The following is a 17,224-nucleotide window of genomic DNA, read 5'->3' as shown; positions in this document are numbered from 1 at the left end:
TGTCTCGTTTATAGCGGTCCGGTCCATGAAGTGCTGGAGGTGGGCCTTGAGCAAGTTCAAGCCCGAGAAAAACACGGCCAATCGCGCCAACGACTACTACCTTGAACGCCTCGAGGCGGAGACACCGTTGATCTACAACGATCTGCTCGCCGGCAAGTTCTCGTCGCCAGCGGCGGCATTCAGAGTGGCGGGGTTGAAGAAACAGCGCACCCGGCTGCAGGAGCTCAAGAATGCCTGGACTAAGGGATCGAACGAGGAAAGGCGGGACTTTCTGTTGTGGCTGCGAGCACTGGCAGGTGGATCCTCCACCACGCTCGGGTCGCCGGGCGCGGTGACCCCGCCACGCACGCCCCCTATTGCGACAACGCCGCCAACACCCCCCGCTTCCACGATCCCGGCAATGATGGTTGTGCTATCGGATGAAACCAAACGCAGAGTTCGTGCCATCCTGAATGCCCGCTCGATTGGGGCCGGGGAGGCAATGAAGGAGATGGGCTACAAGAGCTTGAACGGTTCACTGGGGATGTCCCTTCACCGCGGCTCGCGGGTTGACGCGGAGTTGGCACGTGCCGTGGAAGCGTGGCTCCTCGCCAACGAGCCGTAGATCGATCTACATCGCGCACTGGGTGCGCAGGAGCGGAGGCTACCGAAAATTGCCGTCGACGACGCGCGCACCGAGTTCGCTTGCCAAGGCTCCTGTCATAGTTGGAGCAGCTATCTGCATTCAGCGGTCGGCCACGTCAGGAGTCGTCGGACATGGACGAAATTGCAGAGTGCGGGAGCGCCACAGCTCGACGACAAGTGTCTGGTGCTCATGTCAGGGTCTACCCGACAAATTCGCCTGACTGATGGTCGAGATACCTATTTCCCCAGGCAATCCCGACGTCTCAGCGAACATCAGGTCGAGCTCAAGTCAGACCGGAAAATACTACGCGCTGGTATCGAAGAGACGTCGAAGCCCGCTGGGCACGCGACGGGAGACCTACGACCCGGTCTCATGAATGAACGCCGCTGATAGAGAGACTTGCGGGAAGCCAGCGCGAAAATAAGTCGTTTCCGCTCTTCTGTGTCAACCAAACGTAAAGATCTGCCAACTTAATGGCACGAAATACCTATTTCCGATCCCCATAAGTTGACATCGGTGGGCAGAAAGTTGTCATTTTTGATCTATTGCTTTACATTTTTGAGGCAGAAATGCTTCCGATGTAAACTTAGTGTTACGTTTTTAGACCGCGGTCATTATCGACGGAACACGTGGTTGGCTGCGAGAATCAAGCGTGAAATACCTATCGTGATCTCTGGGGTGTCAGAGGAGGTTTGGACCATAGGTATTCTCGGACACCCGATCAGTCCCCATGCGCTCATCGCTGGCATTCTAGGACTTCGATTTGGGGCTGACGTCCGCCCTTCTTGTCACCACAAGCCGAAAGCGTGGCAGAGGTCGAGTGACATCAGAATTTTCTTGCTCGGTCGGTCCCTATGGAGCTAGCCAGTCCTACTATCTACGCCCTTCGCGTTTCCTTTCTCCAGGTCGCTGATCTGATTGAAGGAAGTGCAAACACTGCGAAGCGTGACCGGTGCGCTCCTGTGGCCGAAGCCCAGGACCTTGGCTCCGTCCTGCTTCAGGCGCACCACCAGCGGTGTGAAGTCTGCGTCACTCGCAATCAGAGCATATATGGGCGCAGGGCGGGTCAGATGCAACTCAACGGCGTCCGTCGCAAGCGCAATGTCGGCACCGTTTTTCCCGTCAGCCAGTTGCGCCATGTGACGGACAATCAGACCCCGGCTCTTGGTCAGGCTCGACCAGGACTTCACATTGCTGTTGTTGATGTTCCCGAAAACGCGCACCTGCGATACGACGCTTCGATCGCGGAGGTGGTTGAGGACGATCTCGACGTGGTGCGCCGACACACTGTCGCCATCGACAAAGACGACTACCCTCTTCGAGGGCGACCAGCATTGCCCGATCGAACCAGCTATACGCAAGGCAAGGTTACGCATCGTCATCCTCCATCCAGGTCAGGACGAGGGCCCTCACCGCCCTCACACGATCGAGGGTGATGGCAGGCAAGACACCATTGGGCTTCAACGCGCGAAGCCAGAGCTGCTCCAGCAGGCGAGGTGCTACCGACCGGCGGCTACGCGCTTTCATGTCCATCCTCACTTTCCAAAAATGCTGCGCAGCAACGTGCGCGTCCTGGTTGTGACTGCGGGGTCCGTATTGTCCGATGCGGCCCTTATTTCATTTATCCAGTCGGCCTCATTGCGAGACACCACAGTGCTGAAGATAGCTTCGAAAGCACGCGCCGCTGACGAGCCGACCCACTGCTCGAGCGCCAGCTGGAGCAGTCGGGCCGGGTCTACGTCCAAGGCCGCAGCAAGGGCGGGCACACGATCAAGCGGCAGCCGAGTTGCACCGCTCTTGATCAGTGACATCATGTTGGGGTTGACGAAGCCAGTCTCGGCCGCCACCTCGGCCTGGCTCTTGGTGGGGCGCAGTTCGAGAATGCGCTTCTCGATAAATGCAGTCAGTCGGGTTCCTTCATACGGCTTCGTTATGGTCATAGGCGTCTTTCAAGCGGGCTACTGTATTGATGTTGCTTGATTTATAGCGATGTCATCGTTGGAAGTGATGCGGACGTTCCCGATCGGGAACATACCAGCCAATAGACCGGATAAGTTCCCGATCGGGAACAGGCCGGTTGCTTTCTGGCAGCGATGCGAGTATTGCTCCCGATCGGGAACACAGGTGGAAGCTGGAATGTCGGATCAATCCGTGTCTCGATCAGGGCCAATCCGCTCCGGCAGCGATCTGGGTGTGTTCATCGCCCTGACTAGAAAATCGCGTGGCTATACACAGCAGGATTTCGCAGACATAGCCGGCGTTGGACGTCGGTTTGTCTCCGACCTTGAGAACGGTAAGGCCACCGTGCAGCTCGGGAAGTTGCTCCAGGTGCTTACGGCTCTGGGACTCGATCTAGAAGTGAAGAGCCGCTGATGCAACTCGATGTTCGCCTCGACGGCTTTGACGAACCCATCGGCCAGCTGTCGTCTAGCTGGGCCACGGGTGCCACCGCATTCGCCTATGCAGGCGACTATGTTGTCCGTTCTGACGCACTTCCACTGTCCATGGCGCTGCCACTAGGCCAGGAAGCGTTCGTCGACTACGCCACCCGGGCCTACTTCGACAACCTGCTTCAGGAGCGCGATACAGCCCGCGCCGACGTCATCGCTAAATATCGTCTGGCCAATGATGACATCGTCGGGATACTCGCCCATCTCGGCAAGGACTGCGCCGGCGCCGTCTCTGTGCTCCCGGAGGGCTCACCACCGACAAAGGTGCCTGGACGGCTGGGACACGACTATCGTCCATACGCGGACGATGAAGTCGCGGCGATTGTCCAGGCACTCTACCGCCGAGAACCACTTCCGCAGGAGCTGGTCGACCCCTCCCCGCTGGCTGGTGTCCAGAGCAAAATCGCCATTACCGTCCTGCCGGATGGTCGCTACGCCGAACCGATTGCCGGCGCGCCGACCACGCACATCCTAAAGGTGCCCCAGGAACGCCATGAGCGCGACGCGATGCGTGAACATGCCGGAATGAACGCTTCGACGGCTGCTGGCTTCGAGACGGCGCCAACGACCCTGGTAGAGATCGGTGGGATCCCGGCACTGCTTGTCGAGCGGTTCGACCGGCGGGTCGAAGAGGGTATCGTGACGCGCGTGCATCAGGAGGATTTCTGCCAGGCGCTGGGCCTCCCCGCGCGGCACAAATATCAGCGGCCCGAGCGCGGCGCCAATGGCTTCAATGTGCCCGCCATCCGCAACATCCTCGATCGCACCATCGATCCCGCCGGCGAGCGCATCAAGTTCGTGCACGTCACCCTCTTCGACATCCTGCTGGGCAATGTCGATGGCCACGCCAAGAATTTCGCCCTGTTCCATCTGCCGGGCGGCCGGATCAGAACCACGCCGCGCTACGATGTCATGCCGACGATGCTGGACCTCCGGACGACGGACGAGTTCGCCTACTACCTAGGGTCGGCAAAAACGCTTAAGGAGCTCGACCAGGCAGCTCTGGACCAGTTCATGATCGACCTCGGCTTCGCATCTGCAGCCGGCCGCAAGCGCGTTGTCGGTGCGGCTCTGGCCGAAATCATCGAAGTTTTGAACCGCGAGATCGAAGCCGTCGAATACGACGACAAGAACTTCGCGGACCTCATCGGCACTAACATCCGAACGCTATGCGGCAACCTCGGACTCCCGGCTCCCATACTATCAAGAGGTCGAGATACCTTCGTCCGATAGGTCGATTTCCACCGACAGGCCACCGACAGGGTTAGCGGAACAAAAGCGGATTATCAGGGTATTTCTAGAAACGAGAAGCCCAGTTTTCCGGGCTTTTGTCTTTCGGCACCTGCTTCGGGAGCAGGGGGTCGAGTGTTCGAATCACTCTACTCCGACCAATCAACCCCGGCGTCTCAGGAGGCCGGGCTTTTTTCTGGCCACAGTGCCGACCAGCACATTCCTGCTATCGCCTTTTGCCTTGCAGCCGGCGGGCCAAGAACTTGATCCGTCCAGGCCGGCCAGATGGTCGCCTAACGCGCGACGGGTCTGGTCTCCGCCAGATCTGGCCAGCGCGAGGCGGCGGCGATCAGGTCTTCGGCGACCGGGCTCTGGAACTGCCGCTGAAAGGTCAGGGCATAAAAGGTCTCTTCAATCCCCGGCAGGCGAACAATTTCGCTGAGGCTGCCGGCATCGAGTTCATCGCGGACGACGATGGCCGGCAGCGGCGCCAGCCCGATCGCCTCGCGTGCCATCAGGCGCAGCATGGCCATGTCGTCCACCTCGGCCACGACATTGGGCACGATATCGAGCCGGATGCAGAGCGCATCAAATTCGGCTCGGATATTGCTCGCGCCGGTCGGCAGGATGACGCCGTGCGTCCGGAGGGCCTCGGCTGGTGTCTTGGCCCGGCAGTCGAGCGCCGGAGCGCCAAACAGGCTGATCGGCTGGCGCGCCAGGCGGTGGGCGATCAGGCCGTCGGCATGGCCGGTGCCGGGGGCGCCATTGCACAGCACCACATCGAGATCGAGCCGGCGCAGCAGGCCGGTGAGCTCGATCAGGCTGCCCGAGGTCAGCACGACCTCAAGGTCCGGCCGCCCCAGGCATGGCCGCAGAAAGTCGATCTGGAAATTGCGCGACAGCGTGGCCAATGCCCCGACCCTAAGAACATGACGACGCCCCGAGCCGACGCGCAGCGTCGTCAACAGATCATCGCCCATATCAAAGATGGCCTGGGCATGGTCGAGCGCAATGCGGCCCGCTTCTGTCAGCACCAGCCGCCGGCCAACCCGCTCGAACAGTGGATGGCCGAGCCGGGCTTCCAGCGTCTGGATCTGGGTGGAGAGGGCCGACTGTGACACCGCCAGGGTCTGAGCGGCCCGCGTCAAATTGCCCTGACGGGCCACCTCCATGAAATAGCGCAGGTGATGGAAGTTGAGCGTGGTCATCATTCTGTTTTAGAGAATGTTCTTATTCAATCAATGAATTTTTCGGAAGGAATGAGTTGGGCTAGACGGGCGGCACCCATCCTGTGCCGAGGTCCTGCCATGCAGAGTCTGCTGTCTCCCGCCATCCTGTTCTTCCTGTTGGGGCTGCTGGCCGCCACGCTGCGCAGCAATCTGCAGATCCCCGAAGCCATCGGCAAAGCCCTGGCCATCTACCTGATGGCGGCGATCGGGCTCAAAGGCGGGGTGCAGCTGGCCCAGAACGGGGTTACGCCCGACCTGGTGCTGGCCGGCATCGCGGGGCTGTGTCTCAGCCTCTTGCTGCCGTTTTCTGCCTATTGGGCGGTGCGGCGCCTGGGACAGCAGGAGCGGCCCCAGGCCGGCGCCGTGGCGGCCCATTATGGCTCGGTGTCCGTCGTCACCTTCGTCACTGGCACAGCTGCCCTCGAGGCGGCTGGCCTGCCGGCCGCCGGTTTCATGGTCGCCGTGCTGGCGCTGATGGAGGCGCCGGCGATTCTGGTCGGGCTCTGGCTGGCGCGGCGGTCGTCACCGCAGGGGCAATCGGGCATGCGTGCGCAGCTCTCCCATACCCTGCGGGACGGCTCGATCCTGCTGCTGATCGGTGGCTTTGTCATTGGCCTGGTGGTCGGGCCGCAGGGCTTCGAGCCGGTGCGCCCGGTGTTTGAAGGGGCATTCGGCGGCATGTTGTGCCTGTTCCTGCTCGATATGGGCCTGGTGGCGGGCCGCCATCTGGCCCGCACCGGCCGGCTGTCGCCCCGGCTGATCGCCCTGGCGATTGTGCTGGCGGTGAGCCATGGCCTCGTCGGCCTGTTGGTCGGCACGGCCATCGGGCTCGACCCGGGCACGGCGGCGGCGCTGGCGATCCTGGCGGGCAGCGCCAGCTATATCGCGGCGCCGGCCGCCATCCGCATGGCCCTGCCCGAGGTGGATCCGGGCATGCCGCTGACCATGTCGCTGGCCATCACCTTCCCGTTCAATGTGCTGGTGGGCATTCCCCTGGTCATCGCCGTGACCGGCTACCTGACCTGAGGCGGTCGCGGCCGCTCAGGCCGCGGGCGGCTTAGCCGGGATCTGGGGTACGCGAGGCTTGCTGGCCAGCCAGATGTGGTGGCGTTCGCCGCCCTTGCTGCCGCGCGAGCGGACGCGTTCTTCCTCGACCTTGAAACCGGCGGCGACCAGGCGCTTGGTGAAGGGCGCGCTGGTGTGTGAGGACCAGACGGCCAACACGCCCCCGGCGCGCAAGGCCCGCAGGGCACGGCGCAGGCCGCGGGCGGTATAGAGCCCGTCGTTGGAATCGCGCGTCAGCCCCTCGGGGCCGTTGTCGACATCGAGCAGGATCGCGTCATAGCGATTCTCGTCGTCGAGCAGGCGGCCGACATCGGCTTCGCGGATGATCAGGCGTGGATCGCTCAGGCTCTCGCCATGCACTTCGGCCATGGGGCCCCGCGCCCAGGCGACCACCGCCGGCACCAGCTCGGCCACGGTGATGCGCGCGTCGGGCGGCAGAATGGCCTGGGCGGCGCGCAGGGTAAAACCCATGCCCAGCCCGCCGATCAGCATATGCGGGCGCGGCTGGCTGGCGATGCGGGCCCAGCTCAGGGTGGCCAGCGCTTCCTCCGAGCCACTCATGCGCGAATTCATCAGCGAGGTGCTGCCCGCCATGATGGAATACTCGCTGCCGCGGCGCAGCAGGCGCAGATCGCCCTCGCCGCCGGGGACCTTGGCCGTATCGAGCAGGATCCAGGGATTGACCGCCATGATGCCTCGCAAAAAAGAAAGCCGGCCAGATGGCCGGCTTTCGCAATCTCATGAAAGCGCCGATCAGCGCTTGGAGATCAGGTTCCAGGCGCCGGTGACAGTCACGGCGGCCAGGGCCATCTTGAGAATGTCCCAGACGATGAAGGGCTGCACGGCCTTGGCAAAGGCGGAGCCCAGCACATTGGTCTGGTCGATCCAGCCGGCCTGGCCAGCCATCAGAGCGAGCCAGGCAAAGCCGAGCACGAACATCAGGGCATCGCCCACCAGCATGGCGGCGAACAGGGCCAGGGGCTTGCCAGAGGCGCCACGGTCAGCGGCATAGCCGGTGACGGCGGCCAGAACCAGGAAGCCGAGGAGGAAGCCGCCGGTGGGGCCGACGAGATAGACAAGGCCGCCGCCGGTGGCGAACACGGGCAGGCCCAGGGCGCCTTCAACCAGATAAAGCGCCACAGTGGCCATGCCGATGCGCAGGCCGAAGGCTGCGGCGAGAGCGGCAATGGCAAAGCCCTGCATGGTCACCGGAACAGGCCAGACGGGAACGTTGATCTTGGCGCACAGGGTAATCAGGAGCGTGCCGAGCACGACCGTTGCGATGTTGGACGCCAGCTTGGCAACCGCGCCCTTGGGCTGGTACAGGCCGAGGAGCGTGTTGGGCGTGGTCAAAGTCACAGCCATTTCATACCTTCCATGCTGAGGGGCGAACCGGTATCCCCGAGCGGAACACGGCGCAGTTCGCGTCTCAGTCTTCTTAATCTGCCGCCCCAGTGAGTGCAATGGCCGCCAGCCTCGCCTTCGACAGCCAATTTGACCCGCAGACGGGCGCGCCGGTTGCGGTCGCCGATGGCCTGGTGCGCGTCACCGCGCCCAATGGCGGCCCCTATACCTTTACCGGCACCAACAGCTTTCTCATCGGCCACGATGCCCTGGCGCTGGTCGATCCGGGTCCGCTGGTGGCGCGCCATGTCGCGGCGCTGACCCAAGCCATTGCCGGGCGGCCGGTTACGGCGATCCTCCTCACCCATACCCATCGCGACCATAGCGCGGCGGCGCGCCATATGGCGGGGCTCTTGAAGGCCCCGATCTGGTTCGGCGGGCCGCATCGGCTGTCGCGGCCACTGCGGCGTTTCGAGCGCAACCCGCTGGCGCGCTCCTGCGACTGGGATCTGGTGCCGGACCGCACACTGCTCGATGGCGAGGCATTTCTGGCCGGCGATCTGCCGGTCACCGTGCATGCCACGCCCGGCCATTGCGCCAATCACCTGGCCTTTGCGCTTGGCGCTGACCTCCTCAGCGGCGACCATGTGATGGGCTGGAACTCAACGCTGGTGGCGCCCCCCGATGGCAGCATGGCCGACTATTTCGCCTCGCTCGATAGGGTCATCGCCCTGCCCCAGACCCGCTATGTGCCGGCGCATGGCGGGCCGATTGCCGATGGCCCGGCCTATGCTCGGGCGCTGCGCGAGCATCGCCAGATGCGCAATGGCCAGGTGCTGGCGGCGGTGCGCAGTGGGGCCAGAAGCCTCTCGGCCATTGTGGCGCAGATCTATCCGCCACAGAACCTGCTGGTGCGCCGCGCCGCGCGGATGACGATCTCGGCCCATGTCGAATACCTCGAAGCGCTCGGCCAGCTGCAGGTGACGCGCAAGCCCTGGGGCACGACCATCACGCTTTAGGGCGTTTGGTCGCGTCGCAAAACCGGTGACACTGCTTTGGGATAGTGTCTAGTCATGTCTCCAATCTGAAATGGACTGAGGCACAGACACTCCCCATACGCCCCATTTATGGACCACCCCAACCGCAACCCAACTATTCCCAATCCTTGACTTTGGGTAGCAAATTGAGCACATACTCGTCTCATGATGAGGCGGAACGATTCCATGACCCCGAAAGAGCAAGCTATCCACGACGCCATAACGACGATTGAGAAGGCGTTGAGCAAGGCGTTGGACAACGTGTTGCCGAAGGTTATGAGTGACCTATTCGAAGCTGGCGGGGCTGAGTATGCCAAAGCCCTTCAACGGGCGATGCAGTCTGTGGGCTCGGATAGCATCTTTCCGCGGTCGATCGCTGGCGGGGTGACGAACCTCCACCCCGTCTCGCGACAAGAAAATGCAATGCCTAGCAAAGATGGACGCGCTCCGCGTGGCTCAGTCCGAAGGGCCGTGCTGACTGTGCTTCTACCCAGGCCGGAAGGTCTCGCCGCTACCGAAGTGGTGGCTGAGGCACAGAAGGTTGATCCATCTATTAGCGCCGGCGGCATCCACAACGAACTCAACCGTCAAAAGGGGATGATCTACCTCAATGAGGAGGGGCGCTGGCGCGTGCCGCCTGCGCTCAAACTCGGTGGTGAATATTACGACCTCAACGGTCTAAGAAATCCTGAAAAGGATAGGGCGACGGAGCCTCGCGAGCTTTGACCGTCGCCCTGAACACAACCAAGGAAGCGTACCATGCCGCCGCCTTTAGTCTGAGTTGGTGACCCTCTAGGGGGAGCCACCCAATACCGCCTTGGTGCCTGCGTTAGCGGGTTCCAAGGCGCCCTGGGTGGGGCAGCTGACGGCGCAAGGGGTGAGATTTAGGACCTGCCCCCTGCGAGGTCGACACTCGCGGCCTCCACCACCTTCTGTTATCGGAATCGCTAGAGTCCGTCAAACGGGCCATGTTCCTACAGGGCCTGTACTGCCGTTATCGGTAAACGTTATCCCCCCTTCTTCCAATACTCATTGGATGATTAGGAGGTGGTTACCGACAGGCGTGCGCCCACCGGCCTCAAAGCCCCGTATGGTTGATTGGGACACGCTTCCCGCCGTGGCTCACTCACCGGATTAGCCGCAACTCGACCGGTGATTGGCAGCGCTAGACCCCAAAAGCGGTGTCCACTCTTGCTGGAAACGCTTTAGGTCGCGGCAGCGTCGCCCTCGGTGGTGACGGGCGGAATAGCTTCGTCCTCGACATCGTCGGCGGCCGGCGGGGCCGTGCCGGCGGCATCGCGCAGCGCTGTGGTCACCGCCTCGTCGAGGGCGCGCAGGAAGCTCTCGATGCGCAGGCCATTGCTGCCGAAATCATGCGGGGCATTGAGCGAGGCCGAGCGCATGTCCACCGTGGCGCTGTCGTCATTGCCGGTCACGGCCAGCACGATCTCCTCGCGCCAGCCGGGCCAGGTCATGGTCTGGGCGTTGATGCGTCCGGGCTGGCCACTGCCGCCGGGTGGCGTGCTGCGGCGCATGGTCCAGCCATTGTCCTCGACCAATTGGCTGACGATCTCGAAAATCTGCGTCTGGCTCAGCCGATAGGTGCGGCTGACCACATTGGGGAAGGTGCTGGCGATCTGCTCGGCGGTGAGCAGGCGCGGCGCGGGCATGTCGGCCGTACCGGCCTCAAAGATCAGCGGCAGGGCATCGCGCTGGGTGGTGGCAATGTCGGTGACCGGCGGATAGTGCAGCGCCAGCTGGCCATACCAGAGATAGGGTGCCAGGCAGACCAGACCCAGGATCAGGCCGAACAGCGCCCGGTTCCAGCCGCGATCGCCGGTCTGCCACAGCCGCGCCAGCGCCATCAGCGATACGGTCACTGCCAACAAGGCCACGACGCCACCAAGACCGATGATCACCAGAAAGCGGTCGCCGCTGACCAGCCCGAAGCGGTGCAGCAGCACCGACAGGACAACAAGCGGCACCGCGATGCCGCCCAGACGGCGCGCCCAGATAGCCCATCGCGATGTCCGGATCAGTATGCGCACTCTGCCGCCGCCGCTGCTTAGGCCTGCCACCATAGCGGCAAGGTATTGATCGAATTTGAAGATCGGACGAAACCGATCATCGTGCCCTCAGCTCGCCGAACTGCCGCACATGCTGGTGATCGCTTGCCATTCGGCGGGGGTGAAGGGCGGCGGCAGGTCCAGTGGCCGCCCGTCCGCCAGGCGCTCGAGCGCCGCCTTGCGCTCCTCGGTCAACGGATGGGTGCTGAACAGGGCCAGCGCCCGGGTCAGCGCATCATCGCCACCGACGCGGTCGAGCAGATTGGCCAGGCCCACCGGATCGAACCCCAGGCGGTGTGCGGCCTGGGCGGCAAAGGCATCGGCCTCGCGCTCGGCCTCGCGGGAGAAGCGCGAATCAATGACCGTCGAGCCCAGGCCGGCGGCAATGGAGACGCCCGTCATATCGCCCAGGATAAAGCCGATCAGCGCGCCGGTGCCGGCCGAGGCGATCAGCTGTTCCATGCCGTGGCGATAGGCGACGTGGCCGACCTCATGGGCGAGCACACCGGCAAACTCATCCTGGCTCTGGGCCTGGTCGAGCAGGGCCGAGAACACATAGACCCGCCCGCCGGGCATGGCGAAGGCATTGGCCACCGGCGCATGGATGACGCGGATATCGATCGCGAAGGGGCTGTTGCTGCCTTCCAGCACCGTGGCGCCAAAGCGGGCCAGCGCCTGGTTGGCAAGGCTCTCGGGCGCCGGATCGCACAGGATCACCGGCGCTTCGAGGCTGGCTTCCATCTGGGTGGCGACCGTGCCGCCCAGGCCACGCTCCCAATCGGGCGGCACCAGAGTGACAATGCGCCCGGCCAAGAGCGGCACGCCATACAGATAGGCAAAGATCACGGCGGCCAGTGCCAGCGTGGCCAGCGCCGCCAGGCCAACCTGCTGGCGGGTTTCGCGACGCTGTCGGCGCTCGAGCACGGGCAGGTTCGCCTTCATGCGGGCAATGGCCGCCGCGCCGCGCACCACCAGCCGCGCGCCCTCGGGCAGGCCCCTGCCCCGCAGGCGCAGCTCATCGGGACGGCTGGAGACCATGGTCAGCGCCTTGACCGGCCAGCGCGTGATGGGGACCAGCGCCTCGCCCTCGACCACCAGCAGAAAAGCCACATCGCCCTCGGTTTCGAGCAGCAGGCCAACGTCGCGGGCCTGGGCGGTGACGCCGTCATAATAGCGGGCGGGAACGGGCATCAATAGGCCCCCACATTGAGCGCATCGGCCAGGCCTTCGCCGCCGAGGGACTTGTCCTCGGGCCGCGCGCCAACGCTGTCCAGACTGTCGATATCGGTGATGCGGGCGCCATTGGCGACCAGTTTCCAGAAGGCGAGGCTGAGGAACAGCTCGCGCGTCAGATTGAGGCCACCCAGGATCAGCAGATAGCCGGCGACAATGGCCAACAATGTCTCGAAACTGCCCTGCATGTGCTGGAGGAACAGCTGGAGATCAAAGCTGCCATTGGCAAAGGCCTCGGGCGCAACGGCGCTGAGCACAACAAAGCCGCCGATGGCCAACCCGGTGGCGGCCACGATCAACGCCAGCCCAAAGCGCAGATATTGGTGCAGCAGGGACCGGGCGCGAATGGTCACCGTCAGCGCCGCCGTGCCCAGCCGGACGCAGGAGAACATGCGGCTCAGCTCCCGCGCCTGGTAGCGCAGCATCAGAATGCCGATCAACAGCGCGGCGATCGCCAGCGGGACATAGGCCCAGGGATTGGCCACCCCGGTGGTGGGGAAGGCCCCCATGGCCGCGCCGATGCCCAGGCCGATGGCGCCGATGATCACGGCCATGACATAGGTGATGTAATATTGCGCGGCCAGCAGCCGCCAGGAGCCAGTAAAGCCGAAGCGGCGCGTGCCGAACCAGCTATGCGCATAGCGGTAGCGCCACAGGCTCACCGCCATGAAGGGATAGGCGAGCCCGGCGGTGGCCAGCATCAGCAGCGACCAGCCGAAGCGGCGCGCCGCATAGGCCCAGGGATCGCCGGTCTGGTCGCAGCGAATGCCGCGCCAGAGCGTGCGCGACAGGCGGAAGTCGCGCGCCCGATAGATGGCATAGCCAATGAGAAACCAGATGCCCACGGCCACCAGGCTGTAGCCGACGATGGCGGCCTCGGTGGATTGGGTGGAAAGATAGAAGAAGAGGCCATAGAGCGGAATGAACACCGCCAGCGCCATCAGGAACCCGACCAGCAACTGGCTGGCCTGGCCGGTATATTCGAGCGCATCGCCATCGATGACGGTGTTGGACCAGTAGAAGCGCCGCGTCCAGGTGGTGAGCCAGAAGCGATAGAGTCCGATGGTGGGGATCAGCAGGGCATAGCCGCGCAGTAGCAGGCCGACCAGTTCGCGACGCGACCCGGTGAACACGACCGGCACCGGCCGCTCCGGCCCCCGCTGCATGACCATGCTGACTGTCCCCCAATCCCAGCAGTCTTAGGCGAGGGGCACGAGCTTGGGAAGCAGGTGGCCGATCAAACCTGTGCGGCGGGCCGATCAGGGATACGGCGGGCCGATCAGGGATAGAGGCGCTTGCTGGTCCAGGCCTGGCCGGGCGTCGCGCGGGTGAAGCGCACGCGGTCATGCAGGCGGAACTCGCCATCCTTCCAGAATTCGATGCTGGCGGGCACGATGCGGAAGCCGGACCAATGCGCCGGGCGGGTCATCTGGCCATCACCCACCTTGGCGGTGAGATCGGCCACTTCATCGATCAGCGTCTGGCGGCTGGCCAGCGGGCTCGACTGCTGGCTGGCGGCCGAGGCGATCTGGCTGCCCTTGGGGCGGCTGGAATAATAGGCATCGGCTTCGGCGGCGGTCAGCACTTCGACGTCACCGCGCATGCGCACCTGACGGCGGATCGACTTCCAGTGCATCACCATGGCAACCTTGGGGTGGGCCAGCAGCTGGGCACCCTTGTCGCTGTTGAAATTGGTGAAGAAGCTGAAGCCACGGGCATCGCGGGCATTGAGCAGCACCATGCGCACGTCGGGCATGCCATCGGCATCCACGCTGGCCAGGGCCATGGCGTGGGGATCGTTTGATTCGGCTTCCTTGGCCAGGGCGAACCATTCTTCGAACACAGCAAAGGGGTCGAGATCAGTCCTGTCGCCGTCGTCAAACAGGCGTTCTGTCAGGGTCTGGAGCATGGCAGTGATATCCCAATCGTCGCGCAAAACTGGACAAGCCGGGGGGGCGTCGCCATATAGGACTGGAAACCTGGGCGAAGCAACGCCCGCATCAATGAATGGACCAAATGCGCGATCCCTATACCGTGCTTGGGGTGCCACGATCAGCCAGCGAGAAGGACATCAAGTCCGCCTATCGCAAGCTGGCCAAGAAGTATCACCCTGACCAGAACCCAGAAGATCCGGCAGCGCACAGCAAGTTTGCTGAGGCGACCAACGCCTATGATCTGCTCAATGACACGGCCAAGCGGGCCCAGTTCGACCGCGGCGAAATCGACGCCGACGGCAATCCCAAGTTCGCCGGCTTCCATCCGGGTGCCGGCGGACAGCGTGGCGGCCGCAGCACGCAGGGCGGCTTCACGGCCGAAGATATCCTCAAAGAATTCATGAGCGGCTTTGGCGGCCAGCAGCGTGGCGCCGGTGCCGGTGCCGGTCGCGCCGGTGCAGGGGGCGCGCAATGGGACCCCTTTGCCGGCACCGCCAGTCCGGGCGGCGGCGCGCGTGCGATGAAGGGCGAGGATGTGGTGGTCAATGCCACGGTGTCGCTCGAGGATGCGCACAAGGCAGCCTCGGTTCCGGTGCGCATGCCCAATGGCAAGGTGCTCTCGGTCAAGCTGCCCGAAAAGGTCGAGGAGGGTCAGCAGATCCGCCTCAAGGGCCAGGGATCGCCCGGCATGGGCGAGCCCGGCGATGCCCTGGTGACCGTGCGTTTCGAGAAGTCCAAGCAGTTCCGCCGCGACGGCGCCGATCTGCGCACCGATGTGCCGATCACGCTCTATGAGGCGGTGCTGGGCGCCAAGGTGCGCGTGCCGACGCTGGATGGTTCGGTGGAGCTCAACCTGCCGCCGGGCATCGACACAGGCAAGGCGCTTCGCCTCAAGGGCAAGGGGCTTTATGGCGATGGCGATCTCTACGCCAATCTCAAGGTCATCCTGCCCCCCGGCGGCGACGCCGACCTCGAAGCCCTGGCCCGCTTCATGCGCGACCAGAAGCCCTATAAGGTGCGCGACTAACTAGCCGCGCGGTGCGGCGGCGCGCTCAAGGCGATCGTTGATGGCTTCGCCCAGTCCGTGCTCGGGCACCGGCGCCACGGCGATGGTCTGGCAGCCCGCCGCGTCGAGCTGGTGCAGCATGGCAAAGAGGTTCCGCGCCGCCTCGCGCAGATCGCCGCCTGGCGAGAGATTGGCCATGGGCCCATCGAAGGCTTCGGCCTTGCCAAAGGCCAGATAGGCCTCGCCGGGGCGCGGCGTGGTGTTGAGGCGGATCTGCGCATCGGGCGCATAATGGCTCAGCAGCATGCCCGGCGCCGCGATGGCGGCGCCCTCTTCCACCACATCGATCGGCAGACCGAGGCGGGCGGAAATATCCTCGCGCGCCATGGCGCCGGCGCGCAATTGCACGAGGCCATCCTCGTTCACCCGCAGGATGGTGCTTTCCACGCCCGAGTTGCAGGGCCCGCCATCGAGCACCGGCACGCGCCCGCCAAAGCCGGCAATCACCTGCTCTGCGGTGGTGGGCGACAGCTTGCCCGAGGGATTGGCCGACGGGGCCGCCAGCGGCCGCCCGGTGGCGCGGATCAGTGCCAGCGCCAGCGGATGATCGGGAATGCGGATGGCCACGCTGTCGAGGCCGGCGGTCGCCACATCGGCCAGGCCATTGCCGGGCCGCGCCGGCAACACCAGGGTCAGCGGCGCCGGCCACAGCGCGGCGACGCGGCGCGCCAGCGGCGAGAACAGCGCCAGGGTCTCGGCCATGGCCAGATCGGCGCAATGGATGATCAGCGGATTGAAGCGCGGGCGGCCCTTGGTTTCATAGATCGAGAGCACGGCATCGGCATTGGTGGCGTCGGCGCCCAGGCCATAGACCGTCTCGGTGGCAAAGGCGCACAGATGGCCAGCGCGCAGCAGGGCGGCGGCGGCTTCCACCGAAATCGGTTCAGAACGGGTCTCAGAATTGGCCATGGGGTCCTTCTTGCTCACGGCGTTGTTTGACAACCTCCCCCCGGCGCGTCAAGACGAAGGGGCCGAGCCAATGGAGATCATGCCCGCGTGACAACACTGCTCATCAGCCAGCAGAACTATGCCGACCATGCCACGCCGCACGGCCACCCCGAGCGCGCCGACCGCATTGCGGCCGTGCTGGAGGCGCTGAGCCGGTCGCGTTTTGACGGACTGCTGCGCCGCGATGCCATCTCGGGCGATCTGACGCTGGCCGAACTGGTGCATGGTCCCGGCTATCTCGGGCAGTTGCGCGATGCTCGCCCCGCCGAGGGCATCGGCCAGCTCGACGCTGACACCTTCATCTCGGCCAATTCCATGGCTGCCGCCGCCACCGGACTGGGCGGCGCGCTCGACGCGCTCGACGCGGTGCTGCTGGGCGCGGCCGACAATGCCTTTTGCGCCATTCGCCCACCGGGCCATCATGCCGAAGCGGCCACGCCCATGGGCTTTTGCCTGATCAATACCGTGGCCATCGTGGCGCGCGAGGCGCAGCGCAAATATGGCGCCGAGCGCATCGCCATCGTCGATTTCGACGTCCATCACGGCAATGGCACGCAGGATATTTTCCAGGCCGACCCGAGCGTCTTTTATGCCTCGACCCACCAGATGCCGCTCTATCCCGGCACGGGCAAGGCCAGCGAGACGGGCGTGGGCAATATCAGCAACACCCCGCTCGACCCCAATAGCGACGGCGAGGCCATGCGCGAGGCCTATCTGACGCGCGTGTTGCCGGCGCTGGTGGATTTCTCGCCCGACCTGATCCTGATCTCGGCCGGCTTTGACGCGCATGAGCGCGATCCCCTGGCGCAATTGCGCTGGCAATCGTCGGACTATGGCTGGCTCACGGGGAAGTTGATGGATGTGGCGGACCGTTGCTGCGGCAACCGCATTGTCTCGCTGCTCGAAGGTGGCTATGACCTCAAGGGCCTGGCCGGGGGTGTTTCGCACCATGTGGCCATGCTGATGGACGGCGCCATCGGGCGCCTCGACGAATAGG

At 64.2% G+C, this 17,224-nt stretch carries 17 protein-coding genes; 7 read left to right on the top strand and 10 right to left on the bottom strand.

The genetic code is table 11. From position 1 onward, the window contains the following. Positions 1 to 46: 46 nt before the first annotated feature. Positions 47 to 604 (top strand): hypothetical protein, encoded by a 558-nt coding sequence (locus tag E8M79_RS07095; protein WP_137151239.1) that lies wholly within the window; start codon positions 47 to 49, stop codon positions 602 to 604. Positions 605 to 1,485: 881 nt separating this feature from the next. Here the strand turns inward: E8M79_RS07095 and E8M79_RS07090 are convergent. Both E8M79_RS07090 and E8M79_RS07085 read right to left on the bottom strand, forming a co-directional pair. Next, entirely contained in the window at positions 1,486 to 2,001 is a 516-nt protein-coding gene (locus E8M79_RS07090; protein ID WP_171015768.1) for an NYN domain-containing protein, read from the bottom strand. A 159-nt stretch (positions 2,002 to 2,160) separates the two neighbouring features. Continuing rightward, on the bottom strand, positions 2,161 to 2,565 hold the full coding sequence (locus tag E8M79_RS07085) for a helix-turn-helix transcriptional regulator (protein WP_137151237.1): 405 nt from the start codon (positions 2,563 to 2,565) through the stop codon (positions 2,161 to 2,163). A 432-nt stretch (positions 2,566 to 2,997) separates the two neighbouring features. Here E8M79_RS07085 and E8M79_RS07075 point away from each other — a divergent pair, with 432 nt between their 5' ends. Beyond that, a complete protein-coding gene (locus E8M79_RS07075; RefSeq protein ID WP_137151235.1) occupies positions 2,998 to 4,308 on the top strand; it encodes a HipA domain-containing protein in 1,311 nt (436 codons plus the stop codon). Positions 4,309 to 4,598: 290 nt separating this feature from the next. Here E8M79_RS07075 and E8M79_RS07070 read toward each other — a convergent pair whose 3' ends face one another. Beyond that, a complete protein-coding gene (locus E8M79_RS07070) occupies positions 4,599 to 5,513 on the bottom strand; it encodes a LysR family transcriptional regulator (protein ID WP_137151234.1) in 915 nt (304 codons plus the stop codon). A gap of 99 nt (positions 5,514 to 5,612) precedes the next feature. Here E8M79_RS07070 and E8M79_RS07065 point away from each other — a divergent pair, with 99 nt between their 5' ends. Continuing rightward, entirely contained in the window at positions 5,613 to 6,560 is a 948-nt protein-coding gene (locus E8M79_RS07065; RefSeq protein WP_205747887.1) for a sodium-dependent bicarbonate transport family permease, read from the top strand. 15 nt (positions 6,561 to 6,575) lie between these two features. Here the strand turns inward: E8M79_RS07065 and E8M79_RS07060 are convergent, their stop codons facing one another. Next, a complete protein-coding gene (locus E8M79_RS07060; RefSeq protein WP_137151232.1) occupies positions 6,576 to 7,289 on the bottom strand; it encodes a spermidine synthase in 714 nt (237 codons plus the stop codon). A gap of 63 nt (positions 7,290 to 7,352) precedes the next feature. Next, a complete protein-coding gene (locus E8M79_RS07055; protein WP_137151231.1) occupies positions 7,353 to 7,964 on the bottom strand; it encodes a biotin transporter BioY in 612 nt (203 codons plus the stop codon). 98 nt (positions 7,965 to 8,062) lie between these two features. Here E8M79_RS07055 and E8M79_RS07050 point away from each other — a divergent pair, with 98 nt between their 5' ends. After that, positions 8,063 to 8,962 (top strand): MBL fold metallo-hydrolase, encoded by a 900-nt coding sequence (locus tag E8M79_RS07050; protein WP_137151230.1) that lies wholly within the window; start codon positions 8,063 to 8,065, stop codon positions 8,960 to 8,962. 204 nt (positions 8,963 to 9,166) lie between these two features. Then, entirely contained in the window at positions 9,167 to 9,706 is a 540-nt protein-coding gene (locus E8M79_RS07045; RefSeq protein ID WP_137151229.1) for a hypothetical protein, read from the top strand. 479 nt (positions 9,707 to 10,185) lie between these two features. On the opposite strand, the gene E8M79_RS07040 is transcribed toward E8M79_RS07045, so the two are convergent. The 4 genes from E8M79_RS07040 to pdxH all read right to left on the bottom strand — a co-directional run bounded on the left by E8M79_RS07040 (position 10,186) and on the right by pdxH (position 14,188). Next, a complete protein-coding gene (locus tag E8M79_RS07040; protein WP_171015767.1) occupies positions 10,186 to 10,965 on the bottom strand; it encodes a DUF1499 domain-containing protein in 780 nt (259 codons plus the stop codon). A 150-nt stretch (positions 10,966 to 11,115) separates the two neighbouring features. Then, positions 11,116 to 12,237: a M48 family metallopeptidase gene (locus E8M79_RS07035; RefSeq protein WP_137151227.1), complete on the bottom strand. Its 1,122-nt coding sequence runs from the start codon at positions 12,235 to 12,237 to the stop codon at positions 11,116 to 11,118. Further along, complete coding sequence (locus E8M79_RS07030) at positions 12,237 to 13,451, bottom strand: DUF898 family protein (RefSeq protein WP_137151226.1); 1,215 nt, start codon at positions 13,449 to 13,451, stop codon at positions 12,237 to 12,239. Before E8M79_RS07030 ends, E8M79_RS07035 begins: the two co-directional genes overlap by 1 nt. 107 nt (positions 13,452 to 13,558) lie before the next feature. Beyond that, positions 13,559 to 14,188 (bottom strand): pyridoxamine 5'-phosphate oxidase, encoded by a 630-nt coding sequence (gene pdxH / locus E8M79_RS07025; RefSeq protein WP_137151225.1) that lies wholly within the window; start codon positions 14,186 to 14,188, stop codon positions 13,559 to 13,561. A 107-nt stretch (positions 14,189 to 14,295) separates the two neighbouring features. Here pdxH and E8M79_RS07020 point away from each other — a divergent pair, with 107 nt between their 5' ends. Next, positions 14,296 to 15,240: a J domain-containing protein gene (locus E8M79_RS07020; RefSeq protein ID WP_137151224.1), complete on the top strand. Its 945-nt coding sequence runs from the start codon at positions 14,296 to 14,298 to the stop codon at positions 15,238 to 15,240. On the opposite strand, the gene E8M79_RS07015 is transcribed toward E8M79_RS07020, so the two are convergent. After that, positions 15,241 to 16,188, bottom strand: coding sequence for an L-threonylcarbamoyladenylate synthase (locus tag E8M79_RS07015; protein ID WP_137151223.1), 948 nt, complete (start codon positions 16,186 to 16,188; stop codon positions 15,241 to 15,243). 87 nt (positions 16,189 to 16,275) lie between these two features. On the opposite strand from E8M79_RS07015, the gene E8M79_RS07010 reads away from it, so the two are divergent. After that, on the top strand, positions 16,276 to 17,223 hold the full coding sequence (locus E8M79_RS07010) for a histone deacetylase family protein (protein WP_137151222.1): 948 nt from the start codon (positions 16,276 to 16,278) through the stop codon (positions 17,221 to 17,223). Position 17,224: the final 1 nt, after the last annotated feature.

Source organism: Devosia sp. FKR38 (genome assembly GCF_005222805.1).
Classification (GTDB): domain Bacteria; phylum Pseudomonadota; class Alphaproteobacteria; order Rhizobiales; family Devosiaceae; genus Devosia.
This window is presented reverse-complemented; position numbering and strand designations above follow the sequence as displayed.

Excerpts from the sequence above, each read along its gene's own strand:
- E8M79_RS07070 (WP_137151234.1), bottom strand. The coding sequence starts at position 5,513 with ATGACCACGCTCAACTTCCATCACCTGCGCTATTTCATGGAGGTGGCC.
- E8M79_RS07055 (WP_137151231.1), bottom strand. The coding sequence starts at position 7,964 with ATGGCTGTGACTTTGACCACGCCCAACACGCTCCTCGGCCTGTACCAG.
- E8M79_RS07065 (WP_205747887.1), top strand. The coding sequence starts at position 5,613 with ATGCAGAGTCTGCTGTCTCCCGCCATCCTGTTCTTCCTGTTGGGGCTG.
- E8M79_RS07075 (WP_137151235.1), top strand. The coding sequence starts at position 2,998 with ATGCAACTCGATGTTCGCCTCGACGGCTTTGACGAACCCATCGGCCAG.
- pdxH (WP_137151225.1), bottom strand. The coding sequence starts at position 14,188 with ATGCTCCAGACCCTGACAGAACGCCTGTTTGACGACGGCGACAGGACT.
- E8M79_RS07090 (WP_171015768.1), bottom strand. The coding sequence starts at position 2,001 with ATGCGTAACCTTGCCTTGCGTATAGCTGGTTCGATCGGGCAATGCTGG.
- E8M79_RS07060 (WP_137151232.1), bottom strand. The coding sequence starts at position 7,289 with ATGGCGGTCAATCCCTGGATCCTGCTCGATACGGCCAAGGTCCCCGGC.
- E8M79_RS07015 (WP_137151223.1), bottom strand. The coding sequence starts at position 16,188 with ATGGCCAATTCTGAGACCCGTTCTGAACCGATTTCGGTGGAAGCCGCC.
- E8M79_RS07050 (WP_137151230.1), top strand. The coding sequence starts at position 8,063 with ATGGCCGCCAGCCTCGCCTTCGACAGCCAATTTGACCCGCAGACGGGC.
- E8M79_RS07035 (WP_137151227.1), bottom strand. The coding sequence starts at position 12,237 with ATGCCCGTTCCCGCCCGCTATTATGACGGCGTCACCGCCCAGGCCCGC.
- E8M79_RS07085 (WP_137151237.1), bottom strand. The coding sequence starts at position 2,565 with ATGACCATAACGAAGCCGTATGAAGGAACCCGACTGACTGCATTTATC.
- E8M79_RS07030 (WP_137151226.1), bottom strand. The coding sequence starts at position 13,451 with ATGGTCATGCAGCGGGGGCCGGAGCGGCCGGTGCCGGTCGTGTTCACC.
- E8M79_RS07020 (WP_137151224.1), top strand. The coding sequence starts at position 14,296 with ATGCGCGATCCCTATACCGTGCTTGGGGTGCCACGATCAGCCAGCGAG.
- E8M79_RS07045 (WP_137151229.1), top strand. The coding sequence starts at position 9,167 with ATGACCCCGAAAGAGCAAGCTATCCACGACGCCATAACGACGATTGAG.